At 62.3% G+C, this 14,916-nt stretch carries 11 protein-coding genes; 7 read left to right on the forward strand and 4 right to left on the reverse strand.

Annotated features, from left to right (window positions below; translation table 11 throughout):
* The first annotated feature begins 5 nt into the window (after positions 1-5).
* The 3 genes from NKJ73_RS13735 to NKJ73_RS13745 all read left to right on the forward strand — a co-directional run bounded on the left by NKJ73_RS13735 (position 6) and on the right by NKJ73_RS13745 (position 3,653).
* Positions 6-1,370, forward strand: a complete 1,365-nt coding sequence (locus tag NKJ73_RS13735) for a M16 family metallopeptidase (protein ID WP_352569777.1) — start codon at positions 6-8, stop codon at positions 1,368-1,370.
* 166 nt (positions 1,371-1,536) lie between these two features.
* Entirely contained in the window at positions 1,537-2,787 is a 1,251-nt protein-coding gene (locus NKJ73_RS13740) for a M16 family metallopeptidase (protein WP_502905374.1), read from the forward strand.
* Positions 2,784-3,653, forward strand: coding sequence for a patatin-like phospholipase family protein (locus NKJ73_RS13745; RefSeq protein WP_352569779.1), 870 nt, complete (start codon positions 2,784-2,786; stop codon positions 3,651-3,653). The genes NKJ73_RS13740 and NKJ73_RS13745 overlap by 4 nt, the downstream gene beginning before the upstream one ends.
* A 168-nt stretch (positions 3,654-3,821) precedes the next feature.
* On the opposite strand, the gene NKJ73_RS13750 is transcribed toward NKJ73_RS13745, so the two are convergent.
* Positions 3,822-4,718 carry an MBL fold metallo-hydrolase gene (locus tag NKJ73_RS13750; protein ID WP_352569780.1) on the reverse strand — a complete coding sequence of 299 codons (897 nt, stop codon included), beginning with the start codon at positions 4,716-4,718 and terminating at the stop codon, positions 3,822-3,824.
* On the opposite strand from NKJ73_RS13750, the gene NKJ73_RS13755 reads away from it, so the two are divergent.
* Both NKJ73_RS13755 and NKJ73_RS13760 read left to right on the forward strand, forming a co-directional pair.
* Entirely contained in the window at positions 4,696-4,827 is a 132-nt protein-coding gene (locus NKJ73_RS13755; RefSeq protein ID WP_023674354.1) for a hypothetical protein, read from the forward strand. The two genes, NKJ73_RS13750 and NKJ73_RS13755, sit on opposite strands and share 23 nt — an antisense overlap.
* Before the next feature lie 30 nt (positions 4,828-4,857).
* Positions 4,858-5,763, forward strand: coding sequence for a LysR family transcriptional regulator (locus NKJ73_RS13760; protein WP_352569781.1), 906 nt, complete (start codon positions 4,858-4,860; stop codon positions 5,761-5,763).
* A 172-nt stretch (positions 5,764-5,935) separates the two neighbouring features.
* Here the strand turns inward: NKJ73_RS13760 and NKJ73_RS13765 are convergent, their stop codons facing one another.
* The 3 genes from NKJ73_RS13765 to NKJ73_RS13775 all read right to left on the reverse strand — a co-directional run bounded on the left by NKJ73_RS13765 (position 5,936) and on the right by NKJ73_RS13775 (position 8,867).
* Positions 5,936-6,478, reverse strand: a complete 543-nt coding sequence (locus tag NKJ73_RS13765) for a dihydrofolate reductase family protein (RefSeq protein WP_352569782.1) — start codon at positions 6,476-6,478, stop codon at positions 5,936-5,938.
* Between the two features lie 230 nt (positions 6,479-6,708).
* On the reverse strand, positions 6,709-8,439 hold the full coding sequence (locus NKJ73_RS13770; protein WP_352569828.1) for an adenylate/guanylate cyclase domain-containing protein: 1,731 nt from the start codon (positions 8,437-8,439) through the stop codon (positions 6,709-6,711).
* A 107-nt stretch (positions 8,440-8,546) separates the two neighbouring features.
* Entirely contained in the window at positions 8,547-8,867 is a 321-nt protein-coding gene (locus NKJ73_RS13775) for a dihydrofolate reductase family protein (RefSeq protein ID WP_352569783.1), read from the reverse strand.
* 218 nt (positions 8,868-9,085) lie between these two features.
* Between NKJ73_RS13775 and NKJ73_RS13780 the strand changes: the two genes are divergently transcribed.
* Positions 9,086-9,985 (forward strand): HNH endonuclease, encoded by a 900-nt coding sequence (locus tag NKJ73_RS13780; protein ID WP_352569784.1) that lies wholly within the window; start codon positions 9,086-9,088, stop codon positions 9,983-9,985.
* Positions 9,986-10,227: 242 nt separating this feature from the next.
* Positions 10,228-14,733: an NACHT domain-containing protein gene (locus NKJ73_RS13785; RefSeq protein WP_352569785.1), complete on the forward strand. Its 4,506-nt coding sequence runs from the start codon at positions 10,228-10,230 to the stop codon at positions 14,731-14,733.
* Positions 14,734-14,916 lie beyond the last annotated feature (183 nt).

A 14,916-nucleotide genomic window follows, 5' to 3' on the forward strand; every position in this document is an offset into this window, starting at 1 on the left:
CATCTATGACATTTCAGGCTGAATGGCTGCGCGGAACGCTCTTGGGACTGGCTCTGGTGATGGCCGCGCCGGCTCTGGCGGATAACAATCCTGACGATGGCGTCGTCACCGATTTCCTGCTCGACAATGGCATGGAGGTCGTCGTCATCCCCGATCACCGCGCCCCCATCGTCACCCATATGGTCTGGTACAAGATCGGCAGCGCCGACGAGCCGCCGGGCAAGTCCGGCATTGCCCATTTCTTCGAGCATCTGATGTTCAAGGCGACCAGCAACCATGCGGCGGGCGAGCTCGACCGTGCCGTCGCCGCCATCGGCGGTTCGGACAACGCCTTCACCTCCTACGACTACACCGCCTTTCACGAGACGGTGGTGCCTCAGGCGCTCGGTGAGATGATGGGCTTCGAGGCCGACCGCATGCGCAATCTCATCCTCAACGACGACGTCATCAAAACCGAGCGCGACGTCATCCTCGAGGAGCGCCGCTCGCGCATCGATAGCAATCCGCAGGCGGTGCTCGACGAGGAGATCGACGCCACGCTGTGGCAGAACCAGCCGTACCGCATTCCGGTCATCGGCTGGATGCAGGAGATGGAGAAGCTGAACCGCACCGACGCGATGGCCTTCTACAACAAATATTATACACCCAATAACGCCGTGCTGGTGGTGGCCGGCGATGTCGAGCCGAAAACGGTCAAGGCGCTGGCCGAAAAGACCTATGGCAAGATCGCGCGCGGCCCGGACTTGCCGCCGCGCATCCGCCCCGTCGAGCCCGAGCAGAACACCAGGCGCACGGTGACGCTGACCGACGGGCGCGTCAGCGTGCCGAGCTTTACCACGCAATGGGTGGTTCCGTCCTATCACACGGCAAAGCCCGGCGAAGCCGAAGCGCTCGACGTGCTGTCCGAAATCCTCGGCGGCGGCAACCGCAGCCGGCTCTACCAGGAGCTTGTCGTCAGGCAAGGCATCGCCGCCGAGGCCGGCGCCTTCTTCCAGGGCACCATGCTCGACGACACCAATTTCACCGTCTACGGCGCGCCGCGCGGCGATGCCAAGCTTGCCGACATCGAGGCCGCGGTCGACGCCGAGATCGCCCGCATCGCGAAAGACGGCGTCACCAGCGACGAGCTGGAAAAATCCAAGGACCGTTTCGTACGCTCGATGATCTTTGCCCGCGACAAGCAGGAGGACATGGCCAACATCTACGGCTCGACGCTCGCCACAGGCGGTAACGTCCAGAACGTCCAGCAATGGCCGGACCGCATCCGCAAGGTCACCGCCGACCAGGTCAAGGCGGTCGCTGCCCGCTATCTCAATCTCGACCACGCAACGACCGGCTATCTTCTGCCGCAAACCCAAGCTGGGAATTGATTTGATGATGAGCCAGCATGGTCCCGCTCTGCCTTCTCCCCTCGTGGGCTCCTCCCCTTCTCCCACAAGGGGAGAAGGGAAGCGCCCGCACGCCGGCCCTCTTCTAGCAACCCTGTTCCTCTCCCTTCTCTTTGTCATCCTGCCGGCGCTTTCCGCTCGCGCCGCCGTGAACATCCAGGAGGTGACCTCGTCGAAGGGCATCACCGCCTGGCTGGTGGAGGATTATTCGGTGCCGATCGTCGCTATCCGCTTCGTTTTCGATGGCGGCGCGACGCAGGATCCGCCCGGCAAGGAAGGGCTTGCCAACCTGATGAGCGGCCTGTTCGACGAAGGTGCCGGCAACCTCGACAGCGAGGCCTTCCAGATCAAGCTTGACGATGTCGGCGCCGAGATGAGCTTCGATGCGCAGCGCGACGGCATCTACGGCTCGATGCGCATGCTGGCCGAGCAGCGCGACGGCGCCTTCGACCTGTTGCGGGTGGCGGTCAACCAGCCGCGCTTCGACCAGGTGCCGATCGACCGCATCCGCGCGCAGATCCTGTCCGGCATCATCGCCAACGAGCGCGATCCCGATACGCTCGCCCAACGCAAATGGCTGGACGCGATCTACGGCACGCATCCCTATGCGCGGCCCGACCAGGGCACCAGGCAAAGCATCGCGACGATTACGCCGGCCGATCTCAGCGCCTTCCACAAGGCAAGTTTCGCCCGTGACGGCCTGCATGTCGCGGTGGTCGGCGCCATCGACGCCGAGACGCTGAAGCAGAAGCTCGACCTGGTGTTCGGCAGCCTGCCGGAAAAGCAGGCGCTTACGCCCGTTCCCGACATCGACCTGAAGCTCGGCCAGCAGCTCGAGGTCGTTTACGACCAGCCGCAGGCCTCGCTGCAACTCGCCTATCCCGGCGTGAAGCGGAATGCGCCGGATTTCTTCGCCGCGGTGCTGATGAACGAGATCCTCGGCGGCGGCACCTTCACCTCGCGGCTGTTCGACGAGGTGCGCGAGAAGCGCGGCTTGGCCTACAGCGTCAGCTCCGACCTCGTCGACCACCAGCATTCCGAGGCGCTGTCCATCACCACCTCGACCCGCGCCGATAGGGCGGCCGAGACGCTGGCCGTGGTGCGCGACGTGGTCAAGCGCATGGCCGAGGAGGGGCCGACCGAAGCCGAGCTGGCGGCGACCAAGAAACACATGATCGGCGCCTATGCCATCAACAATCTGAATTCCTCCGGCGCGATCGCCTCAACGCTGCTCGAGATTCAGCTCGGCAAGCTCGGCATCGACTACATGCAGCGCCGCGCCGCCCTGATAAACGCGGTGACGTTGGACCAGGTGAAAGCGGTGGCGAAAAAGCTGCTCTCCGCCGAGCCGGCCGTCATGGTGGTCGGGCCGAAGCTCGGCGCGGCCAACAAGGGATGAGCCCTAGCTTCGGCATCGCCTTTGGCGGCGGCGGGGCGCGTGGGCTGGCGCATATCCATGTCATCGAGGCGCTGGACGAGCTGGGCATAAGGCCGGCAGCAATCGCCGGCTCGTCGATCGGCGCCATCATGGGCGCCGGCATGGCTTCGGGCATGACCGGCAAGGACATCCACGACTATACGCGCTCGATCCTCGGCCGCCGCGCCGAAGTGGCGACGCGCATGTGGCGGGCGCGGCCCGGCACTTTTGCCGAAGCGTTGCAGGGCGGCTTGCGGGTCAGCCAGTTCAATGTCGAGCGCATCCTCAAGGCGTTCCTGCCCGACGCCATTCCCGAAACCTTCGCCGAATTGAAGATACCGCTGAAGGTGACGGCAACGGACTTTTATGGCCACCAGCTCGCCGTGTTCGACGAAGGCGAGCTGCATTCGGCGCTGGCCGCTTCGGCGGCGATCCCGGCGGTGTTCCGCCCGGTGATGCGCGACGGCAGGCTGCTGATCGACGGCGGCATCTACAATCCCGTGCCGTTCGACCTGATCGAGCTCGACGCCGACATCATCATCGCCGTCGACGTGGTCGGCGCGCCGACCGAGGCGGGCCGCAAATTCCCGACCTCCGTCGACCTGATGTTCGGCGCCACGCAGCTGATGATGCAGTCGATCATCGCCAGCAAGCTGAACCAGAGCCGGCCCGACATATTGATAAGGCCAGCGGTGTCGAAATACCGGGTGCTCGATTTCATGAAGGTCGAGGCGCTGATGGCCGAGACGGTGGCGATCAAGGACGAGCTGAAGCGCGAGATCGAGAAGGCGGTCGAGGCCCGGGCCAAAGCCGAAGCCAGCAAGCGCACCAACCGTCTCGGCGGATGACAGCCATCAGTCGTCGGGCGTCAGCGCCCGCTGGACCATGAGCGTGTCGAAATCAGGCGGGCAGGGGCGGTAAGTTTGGGCGAGGCGCCCTTGCCGAGACGGGCGAGCTTTGCGCGCCGAAAGCCGAAGCTGCGATCTCCCCCTCAAGGGAGGAGATTGGCGGCCATCTCAGCCCCACTTCATCTCGCCGGTGGCAACCTTGGAGCCGATGTCGAGCGCAACGCCCATGCCGAGGCCGGGGAAGCGGGCTTCCATGGCGCCCTTCAGTGCGGCCGCGTCCTTGGCCTTGGCCAGTTCTTCCTCGAAGGCGATGAGATAGGTCTTGGTGTGCTCGACGCCTGAAAGGTCCGTAGCGGCCTCAGGCGTCATGTGCCCGGGCACGACGATTGCCGGCTTGCGCGCCGCGATCTTTTCGAGATTGGCGAGCCAGGCGGCGCGCAGTTCCCTGGTCGGCGTGTCGGCGGTCCAGACATGCACGCCGGCAAAGATCATCACCCCGCCGAACACCGCATTCAGCGACGGCACGAAGAGATAGCGCCGGTTGGCGAGGCCTTCCGCGGCGACGATCTCGATGGTCTCGCCATCGACGCTAAGCGTCTTGCCGTCGAATGCTTCGGGGATGACGACGTCGGCCAGCGCCTGCGGGCCATTCTCCTTGAGCTGCGGCCCCCAGACGGCGAGCTTCTTTTCGACATTGCCGTTGATGGCGGCCACCGTCTCGGCTGCGGCGATCACCCGTGCCTGCGGGAACGCCTGCTTGATCGGCTTGAGGCCGAAATAATAGTCCGGGTCGGACTGGCTGACATAGATGGTGGTGAGCGTCTTGCCGGTCGCCTTGATCGCCTCGGCCACGGCCCGGCCGTCGGGGTAGGTGAAACCGCCGTCGATCAGCACGGCTTCGGTGGCGCCGGAGACCAGCACCGGGGCGCGGAAGAAGCCGTTTTGCCCGGCGGGGAAATGTTTCCAGGAAAGCCCGCCGGCCGCATGGCCAAGCCCGGCGGGAGCAAAGACCGCGGCAGCGCCGGCGGCGAGGGTGGTTTTCATGATGCTTCTCCGTGTGAACATGGATGTCTCCTGGGATCCGGAATTCGGCGGTCTCGATGCCCGCAAGATGGCAAAAGCGGAATGCGTATTGAAGGCCGACAAAATAGACGTAATGTATGCCATTGCCTGACAATGAGACTGCCTCTGCCATGAGAGAAGCATGAACCTGAACCGGCTGGCCTATTTCGCGGCGGTGGTCGATGCCGGCTCGTTCACGCGGGCCGCCGAGCGGCTGGGCATCACCAAGGCGGTGGTCAGCCAGCAGGTGGCGCGGTTGGAGCGCGATGTCGGAACGACGCTGCTGATCCGCACGACGCGGCGCGTCCATCCGACCGAGGCCGGCCGAACGTTCCATGCCCGCTGCCTGCAGGTCCTGCAGCAGGCCGAGGATGCATTCGACGAGCTCGCGCAGGCCGCCGCCGAGCCGACCGGCACGCTGCGCATCGCTGCGTCCAACGACTACGGCACATCGGCGGTGGTGCCGGTGGTCGCCGCCTTCAGCGCGCGCTATCCCGCCTGCCGGGTGGAGCTGACGCTGGGCGACGAGACGATCAACCTGGTTTCCGGCCACATCGACGTGGCCATCCGCGTCGGCTGGCTGGCCGATTCCAGCCTGCAGGCCCGGCGCATCGGCACCTTCCAACAATTCATGGTATGCGGCGCCGGCTTTGCAGGCCGGTTCACCGCCGGCGAACCGCAAGACCTCGCCGGGCTGCCCTTCGTCGCCAACATGGCGCTGCGCGAACCGCTGCTATGGCAATTTTCGCGCGGCGATGACGAGCAGCAGACCGTGCGCATGCAGGCAACGATTTCGATCGACGCAACGCCGGCAGTGCTGGCAGCGGTCCGCGCCGGCGCCGGCCTGTCGGTGCTGCCGGACTTTTTGGTGCGGAACGAACTGGCCGCCGGGCGGCTGGTGCAGATCCTGCCCGAGTGGCGGCTGCCCTCCGGCGGCATCTACACAGTCTACCCCGCCGCCCGCTTCCGCCCGCCCAAGGTGACGAGGTTTGTCGAGATGCTGATCGCGGCCGAGCAGAAGCTGGAGGCAGGCGGGCGGGGGCGCTGATGGGCGAAGCTGCGATCTCCCCCCTTGAGGGGGAGATGGCCGGCAGGCCAGAGGGGGTCGGTTCGACCGGGCGTGGCCTGCCTCTTGCGTCGGTGGGGGTTGGCACATTACGCGAGACGCCGCCCTCTGCCCTGCCGGGCATCTCCCCCTCGAGGGGGGAGATTGGCCGTCATCACGGCTTGCCTATCCCAGCCGCATACTCCAGCGCCACCACGCCGTTGCTGAATTGCGTGGCCGAGATCAGCTCGAGCGGCAATTGTGCGCCGGGCGGGAACAGCAGCTTGCCCTGGCCGACGGCACCGGGATAGCTGAGTAGCCTGATGCGGTCGACCAGGCCGTGGCGCAGCAATTCCTGCGCGACGCTGAGGCTGCCATGCACATAGATGTTGCCGCCGCTGCCTTGCTTCAGCCCTCTGACCGCTTCCGGCAACGCGCCCTGCAGCAGCTCGGCCGGCTGCCAGTCGAGCGCCTGCAAGCTGGTCGAGGCGACATATTTCGGCAGCGCATTGAACCGGTCGGCGAAGTCTCCGGTCTCCTTGGGCCACGAGCCGGCAAAAATCTCATAGGTCGTGCGCCCCAACAGCATGGCGCCGCTGTCGGCAAGCTCGTCGTCCTTGAATTTCTGCATCTCATCGTTCCAGGCCACGCTCGGCAGCTTCTCGACCTCGGCAATGCCATCGACGCTGATGAATTCGGTGATGATGAGTTTTCTCATGGCGGGTTCCTTTCTGGCAGGGCCGAGTGGCGCGGGCCTTATGCGACATGCGCCGTCAACTAGCGCTGCGCTTTTTCAGGGGGAGGGTTTTCCCTGTTCGCTTCCAAAGACCGATACCGTGGGAAAAGCTTCTCCGACCTGCCCGTCGTTCGGTCATGCGACAAGGTCCGCATCGGGGGCCGGTCTTTTTTTCTGTCCCAGATTGGATCTGGTTCGTAGTTACGGGCTGGCTACAGGTGGGCAATACCGGCTTTCAGCAGTCCTTCGCGGACGTGCTGCACATCAGACTCTTGGGCAAAGTGCAGGGTTGCGATGAATGAATCGAGGTCGAATTGGGGATCGAGCGTTCTGATCTTGCCTAGATGCGCCGCGGCCGCGATTTCGTCGCCGAGCCAGCCGTAGCAGGCAGCGGCGAAAGCGTGCTGAGCCGAGTCCATGGCTGACAGATGCATGAAAGCTTCGATCGCCTCGCCATACTGGCGCGCGGCGAAATGCGCCTTTCCCAGATGGCTCCAGAACCTCTCCGGGTGGTGCGGGTTCAACTGCATCGCCTTTCGGATCCATTCAATTCCCTCTTCCGGCCTCCCCAGCCACGTCAACAACTCGCCTTGCTGCACCACCACGAGGTCGTAATTGGGATTGAGGGCCAGCGCCCGCTCTTGATGGTAGCGCGCTGTGGTCAGCTCATTGTTGTTCACGTTCACTGCCGCGAGGATGCGGTGGACATCGGCATCGTTGTTGTCCAGCGCCAGCGCCCTGTCCAGCGCCGCCATGATATTGTTCCAGACGGCATCCCTGTCTTCGCACCAGTTATGGACCCAGGCCTGGCCAAGAATGCAGGCCCGCCAGGCATGGGCATGGGCATAATCGGGGTCGAGCGTGACGGCCCTTTCTATCAAGGTTTGCGCGCGTTCATTATCCGCAATCGTGCTTCGGTGATGCAGCACCTTGGCGGCAAGCACACATTCATAGGCGGCCATGTTTGCAGGTTTCGCCCGCGCGAGCTGGTCCCGCTGAGCCGCCTCGACACGACCGGGCAGCGTGGCTGCGATCGCCGCGGTCACCTCATCCTGAATCGCGAATATGTCGTCCAGCTTCCGGTCATATTTGTCTGCCCAAATATGAGCGTCATTCGCCGTGTCGATGAGCTGAACCGTCACGCGCACCCTGTCGCCGATCTTGCGGACGCTTCCCTCCACCAGGTATTGGACGGTGAGTTTCTCGGCCACCTCGCGCACATTCACGGCGCGGTTCTTGTAGACGAAGCTGGAATTGCGCGAGATGACGAACAGCTCATGGTGGCGGGACAGTTCGGTGATGATGTCCTCGGTCAGTCCGTCCGCGAAAAATTCCTGCTCGGGGTCGCCGCTCATGTTGGTGAATGGCAGCACCACTATCGAAGGTTTCGAGATGGATCGCTTTGCCTCGACTTCTGGCAGGACAGAACTATCAAACCCAACGCGATAGAGGCGAACCGGGCGGCTGATGTTCTTTAACGTCTTCTCGCCCAGGTCCTCCATGGCAATTTCGAGACGGTCGGCAATTTGGGTCGCCACCGCTGCGGTCACGCAGATACCGCCGACGTCGGCGAGTTGCTCGATGCGCGAGGCAATATTGACGCCGTCGCCGAAAATATCCTCATCGTCGAAAATGATGTCGCCGAGATTTATGCCGATCCTGAATTCGATACGCCGTTCTTGCGGCACATCCGAATTGCGCCGTTTCATGCGCTGTTGGATTTCCACGGCGCATTTCACGGCATCGGTCACGCTCTGGAACTCAACGAGCATGCCGTCTCCGGTGGTCTTGATGATCCGGCCCTTGTTCTTAGCGATGGCGGGATCGACCAGTTCTATGCGATGGGTCCGAAGGCGTGCGAGCGTGCCGGATTCGTCGGCCTCCATTAGCCGACTGTAGCCCGCCATATCGGCAGCCAGAATTGCGGCTAGTCTCTGTTCCATCGCTTGAACCAAAAACCAAGCCTATACTTCCTGGGCTGCCAAATCCAGCAATTTGGGCTTTTGGCTGAATCAAGACGTCTTCTACCGCAGCAGCAAGAAAGGGCCGATCAGAACCTTCCGCCTTCCGCCTGGTGCTGCCAACTCGATCGCATCAATCGCGGAAGACGCCCCGATGCGCGCGGCGTCAAGCTCGTCGAGGCGATATATTTCGGCAGCGCGTTGAAGCGGTCGGCGAAGTCTCCGGTCTCCTTGGGCCACGAGCCGGCGAAAATCTCATAGGTCGTGCGCCCCAGATGCGTGGCGCCGCTGTCGGCCAGCTCGTCCTCCTTGAATTTTTGCATCTCATCGTTCCAGGTCACGCCCGGCAGCTTCTCGACCTCGGCGATGCCATCGACGCTGATGAATTCGGCGACGATGAGGTTTCTCATGGCGAGTTCCTTTCTGGCAGAGAACGGACGGCGGTGGCCTTTTGCGACACGCTCCGTGGAAAAGAGCGCGGCGCTTTGTTAGGGGGAGGAGCTTTCCCTAGACGGTTCCAAAAGACCGATACCACGGGGAAAAGCTTCTCCGACCTGGACTAACCTCCCAAGATCGGATTTTGGTGTTCTGAGGCAGATATCCCCAAAGAACGCATTGCAGGAAGATCATGGGATTCGGGGTTTTCATTCATCGCTCAGATTCGATCTACAATGACCGCCCCGCCGAGCAATACCAGTTTCCTCGCCCGTATCTGCGCCGCGTCGAAGCATGCGTTGGCGACTGGATCATCTATTACGAGCCCAGCAAGGTAGACGATACCCGCGGCTATTACGCCGTAGCCAAAGTCCAACAGATCATTCCCGATCCTGTGACGCCTGATATGTACCTCGCTCTGATTGAGCCTGGAACCTATCTCGATTTCGTCAACCCTGTTCCATTTAATGGAACCGATGGTCTCGTTGAGCGAGGCTTGCTCAACGATCAGGGACGAATTTCCGGTCGCGCCCAATCGGCCGTCCGCCCAATTAGCCCGGCCGATTTCAACCGCATCATCGATTTGGGCCTGGACACGAACGGGTCGTTGCTACCGCGCGTAGATGAGGTCGGCACATCTTCCGGCTTTCAGGAGGAGCAAGCGCCATTCGAATTCGAGCAGAGCCGCGATCGCGTAAACTACATCGGATCGCGAATTGTGCGGGACCGCATTTTCCGTCGCATCGTCTTGCGCGCCTATGACGAGCGCTGCGCGATCACGGGACTGAAGCTGATAAATGGCGGCGGCCGAGCAGAAGTTTCAGCCGCCCATATTCGATCGGTCGAAGCGAACGGCCCGGATGTCATCAACAACGGGATCGCACTGTCCGGCACCGCGCACTGGATGTTCGATCGCGGGTTGATCAGCCTATCCGATAACCTGGAAATCCTGATCTCGCGACAGGTTAACGACCTCGATAGTGTGCAGGGGTTCATAAACAAAACTGGTCGGGCGCTTCCCCCCCGCCGGCAATTTGAACGCCCGCATCCCCGGTTCCTGCAGTGGCACCGCGAGCACTGTCTTAAGCAGTGAAGTGTCTAGCGTGCGACCTCGCTCAACCCGATGTTCGCCACCTTGCAACGGACGATGCCGTCGATTGTCGCCCAACTAAGTGAGGCAGTGCGGCGCGAGAAACCCTCTTGGAGAGGGCCGGCCGACCTCGCAATCGCGGGATTGTCGCGCACAAGTGGCAGCGGTATGTCGGGCGCCTGGCACTGTCGAGCTGGCCGTGGCATGTTCCGCCAGATTTTTCTGACGGGCAGAGCTGCATCGGCATGGGCATTCTGAGAACCGACATCGAAAGAGCGCTCGATGAGCTCGCCTCTCAAGAGGAGGGGATGCGTTTTCAGGGGCTGGCGGTAGTACTCGGCAAGAAGCGCTGGCCCGAACTCATCGCCCGCCAGCGCAAGAAGGATCACGGCCTCGATGCCTACGCGCCCTCAAGCCTGACGCCGGAAAAGATTGGCAAAGGACTTGCTGCCTCGATCACACCAACATTGAAGAAGATTGCTGACGACGCGGCGACTGCCAAGAAGAACTTTTCTGACCTGGAGGCCCTCCTGTTTGTAACGTCCGCCAAAGTTGGCAATGCCGAGCGAAAGCGATGGGAAGAGGCAATTCTGAAAGACCATGGGATCGAGCTTCACGTCATCGAGCGTGAAGAAATCATCACGCTAATGCTGCTCCCGGAGAACGCGTCGCTCCGGGCCAGCTTCCTTCACCTCGAAATGGATGCCGAACCGCGGAACGCGGACCTCATTGCCAGAGTGAGACGCGCGGCCGACGTTGTCACCCGAACTTGGTCCGACAAGATCAAAGGGCATCCGCTCATAGAACTCGCGGCGGTCCGGCTGGAGCCGAAGGGCGCGGAGTCTATCGATGAACTGTCGCTCGAGCAGATCGACCTGGCGCTGTCGCAAGGCGGCCGCATCGTTCTCGAAGGCCCTGCCGGTCGCGGAAAGACCACCACGCTGATACAGCTCGCGCAAGTCGAGCGTACCGCCGGCACACCGTTCATTGTCGAACTGCCGGCCTGGACGTCGTCGCGCCGGGGCATCCTCGAATACATTGCCGGCATGCCCGCGTTCCAGGCCGAAGGTCTGACGCCCGCCGACCTCGCGCACGTGCAGCAGGCGGAACCCTTCTTGTTGTTGTTGAACGGCTGGAATGAAATTGCGGAGTCGAATTCTGCGAATGCCAACGAAGCACTCCGGGAGCTCGAACGGGATTTTCCCAGCGCGGGCATCATGGTCGCAACCCGCACGCACCACTTGACCCCTCCGCTTCCAGGCGCATTGCGACTGAGATTATTGCGCCTTCGGCGCGTGCAGCGGGCAGCCTATCTGATGGCCCGCCTTGGCGCCCAAGGCGCCGAACTCCGCGCCCGCATCGATGCCGACCCGTCGCTCGATGAACTAACGCGCACGCCATTCATCCTTTCGGAAGTCGCTTCGCTGTTTGAAGCCGGCGTCGAAATTCCGTCCACGAAGATGGGCATTCTCGCCGAAGTTCTTCGCTTGCAAGAACAACGAGACGAGCACAGAAACGCGCTACAAACGGCTCCGATCTTCGGCGAGCAAACGGAATACCTGAAAGCTCTTGCAATTGAGATGACCCGCCGCGGTGCGGTGGCATTGTCCGAGGCTGATGCCCGCGCTGCCGTTGCTGCCGTCGTGCGAGGGCTTACGCATCGTGGCCAGATTGAGCCGGTACCAGCGCCGATGGTTATCGCGACACTGACGGCGCACCACGTTCTCGAGCGCGTTGACTACCCGCAAACAACGTTTCAATTCGAGCATCAGCAGCTTCAGGAGTACTACGCTGCGCTGGACGTTCGCGCTCAGCTTCTCGAGCTGCAGGGCGATAACCGCGACGCCACCAGCCACTTTATGACTGACTATGTGGACAATCCGGCTTGGGCCGAACCGCTGCGCATGATCGCCGAGACATTTGCCGAGAACACTGCCGGTGGCGGAACTGACGAGCGAAACACCTGGGCTGGTAGGAAGCTGGTGGAGATGGCGCTCGCCGTCGACCTCGTATTCGCAGGCGAAGTTGCACAGCTCTGCGGAGCGTCCGTCTGGGGTCAAGTTCGGGCGGCCGTTGGGGAGCGATTCCGCGCTGTGTACGCGCTTCGAGACGACAACTTTCGGCAGTATGCCCTCGCGGCCATGCTCGCCTCCGGCGCAGGCGACTTCAGCGACATTGTCGTACCCCTTCTGTCGGGGCAAGACCACCAAACGCGGCTTCACACGTACAGGCTCTGGCCGGACATCCAGGTCTCTTCGCTTGGACCGAACTGGCGCGAGCAGATCAGTGGCTGGAGCGACGAGGCGCGAGCGGATTTCGTCTCCGAACTGCTTCATCATCGCGTCGATGGCGAGATTGCGGCTCTCGCTGTGGAAGACAACAGCGTCGCTGTGAAGAACGCGGCGGTCTCCGGCCTAATGTGGACCGGGTTTGACGAGGCACTGATCCGCGTCCTTGAGTCGATGGATGCCCAGACATTCGAGGATGTTGCGCTTAGAAACGGCGATCGAATGCCGTCGGCGCTAATAGCCAAGGCCATCGCTTCGATGCGCAAATTCATTGAGACCACCATCGACCAACCCGCACGCCTGCGAACCGCGCTGGATCTGATCGAGCTCGGCGAGCCAGGCCTGGATGGCGTCGTCAAGGATGCGATGGCAGCGCTGACCGGCAGCAACACACGCAACCTGAATTCGCACAATGTCCAGCCGGCGCTTGAGTATCTGCGCCGCATCGACCCTTCGTGGATGAGCGAATGGGTGGCCACCCAAGTTGCCGAGGGCGTGCTCTACGGGCACGAATACTGGTTACCGTTCGCGGTCGCCATTCCCGATGGCTTCATCGAAAAATATCTGCAGCGCCTCGAAACCGAAGACCTCAGGAACAGGAACTTAGGCGGTATGGTTGCCGTCATCGCCAAAGTAGCGGACGCCAATCTTGCGGCGCGCGTGTTCACGAGGCTGCGCGAGCTGCGACGCAAGGTGGATGTGGAGCCCGGCCAGCGGCATGAATTTGAGTACCAGGTGATGCACCAGTTGGAGGACGTGTTCCGCCTGCTCCCCGACGACGTAACTGCGGCCGGCGTCCTCTCGTCCGTAACGAGCGGGGACGTTCTCGACACCGAGGTTGCCGCCGACATTCTCAGCAGGGTTGCCAGGCCAGACATGGGACCGCTGCGTATCGCGGACGACGAGTTGAAGGCAAGCCTCCGCGCGTACCTCAAAGGCAGCGTCGACCTCGTACTTCGCCAGGACGATTTTAGCGGCAAGGAAAAAGCCAACTTGGGCTCGTCGATTGCGCAGGTCGGAAAACCCGAAGATATGGCGGACTTGGTGACCCTCATCCGCGCCGACATCGACAGAATGCGCCGCGGACGGGCCTCGCGTGCGGCGGGCGACCGTGGGCCTCTCAGCAATGGCGCGAGCATGACCTACGCAGGATGGCACATCGCCGCCGTTATGGACCTCGATCCCGCCGGAGCCGAGCAGGTGCTCATCGAACTGCTTCCCGAGCCAGAATATGCCGCCGATGCCGCGGCCGCGATGGCGCGCGATTTCGTGCCAAAGTCGGAGCGTTCCTTGGATCGCCAGTTCCGGTGCGACTTGATGTGGGCCTCTCGCGAAGGCCGCACTCCGCCGCCGTGCGACGACCAGCGGCGCAAAAGGTTCGCCGCTGCACTAAATGCCGAAATGAATCGCCTAAGAAAGCAGAACCATGACGGGAAACTTGCCGCGGGCCTGAAAGGACTCGCAACGGCGCTCGCTGCAATTGACGGACGTGGTTCAACGGAGGCGGTCCTCGATGCAATTGCGTTGCCCGGTCAATGGGACCAATACACCCGTCTTGAGGTCGCTGAGCGCTTGTTGATGGCTGGCGTTGTCTTGCCTGCGACCGCCGCGTTTGCTCTTGTCGATTCTGTCCTCGAGCGGACAGAGAAGTGGATGCAGGATTCAGACAGATACCTTCTGCGCCGCGTTCTCGCGCTCTGCCCCTTCGTTGACGACGCTGCGGCGGGGATCACCAAGATACACTCCGTACTCGGCAAGCGGCGACTCTGGGGATACGAACTGCGCGAGATCATCACCGCTCTCGGCGAGTGCCGATCGGATGCAGCCATCGATCTTCTGTACCAGTTTGTCTCCGATGCGAAGACATTCGACCAATGCGAGGATATTATCATCAACGCCGTCGCCGCGCTCGATACACCACGCGCCCGCGAGCTGCTCCTGGGTTTTGTCGATCCGGACATACGCGTAGTCGCTCCGCTGAAGCGTCGTCCTAGTCGCGAGGATGTGCTGGTGGCGCGGCTCGCTGAACTCGCCCAGCGGAAGCCGGACGCGGCCGCACGGTTGCTGGAATTATGCGAACGTGACCTGGCGGAAGTCAATCGGCAGATCCTGTCGAAAGTTATGGGCTGGCTCGGGACAACCGAGGCCCTAGTCGCCAATTTGAAATTGATCGATGACACTAAGCCCTCGCCAGTTCCCCAAGGCGTGTGGGACCAACTCAAAAGCGCGTTAGTCGAGCGACCCCCCTACGGGCAACGTCTCACCGTTTTCACCGGACACGCACGAGCCGCCAACGAAATCCGCGTCCGGCTATTTCGGATGGCGCATGAGGACGGCAAGCGTCAAAAATCCGCCTTCATGCTTCTAGGATGGATCGAGGTATGGCGCCTCGAGCAAGGCAGACCGGCGGACGAGCCGCGTCACCCTGATCTCGCTTCCGGCGAATCTTGGCCGCCGGCTTAGTCTTGATTCAAGAGATGCCACCCGCTGCTGCCCATATCACGGTGAATCATCGGCTCAGCTAGCTACCCGGTGTATAGGTTGGCTACGAACAATCTGTTCGACCCTTGACAATGGCGCTTCTGGCGTAAGGCGGCCATCTACGAACAACCGCATCGCCTGCTTGTCATCCCCCTTGCCATCTCC

This window comes from Mesorhizobium sp. M0074 (assembly GCF_040322975.1).
Classification (GTDB): Bacteria; Pseudomonadota; Alphaproteobacteria; order Rhizobiales; family Rhizobiaceae; genus Mesorhizobium.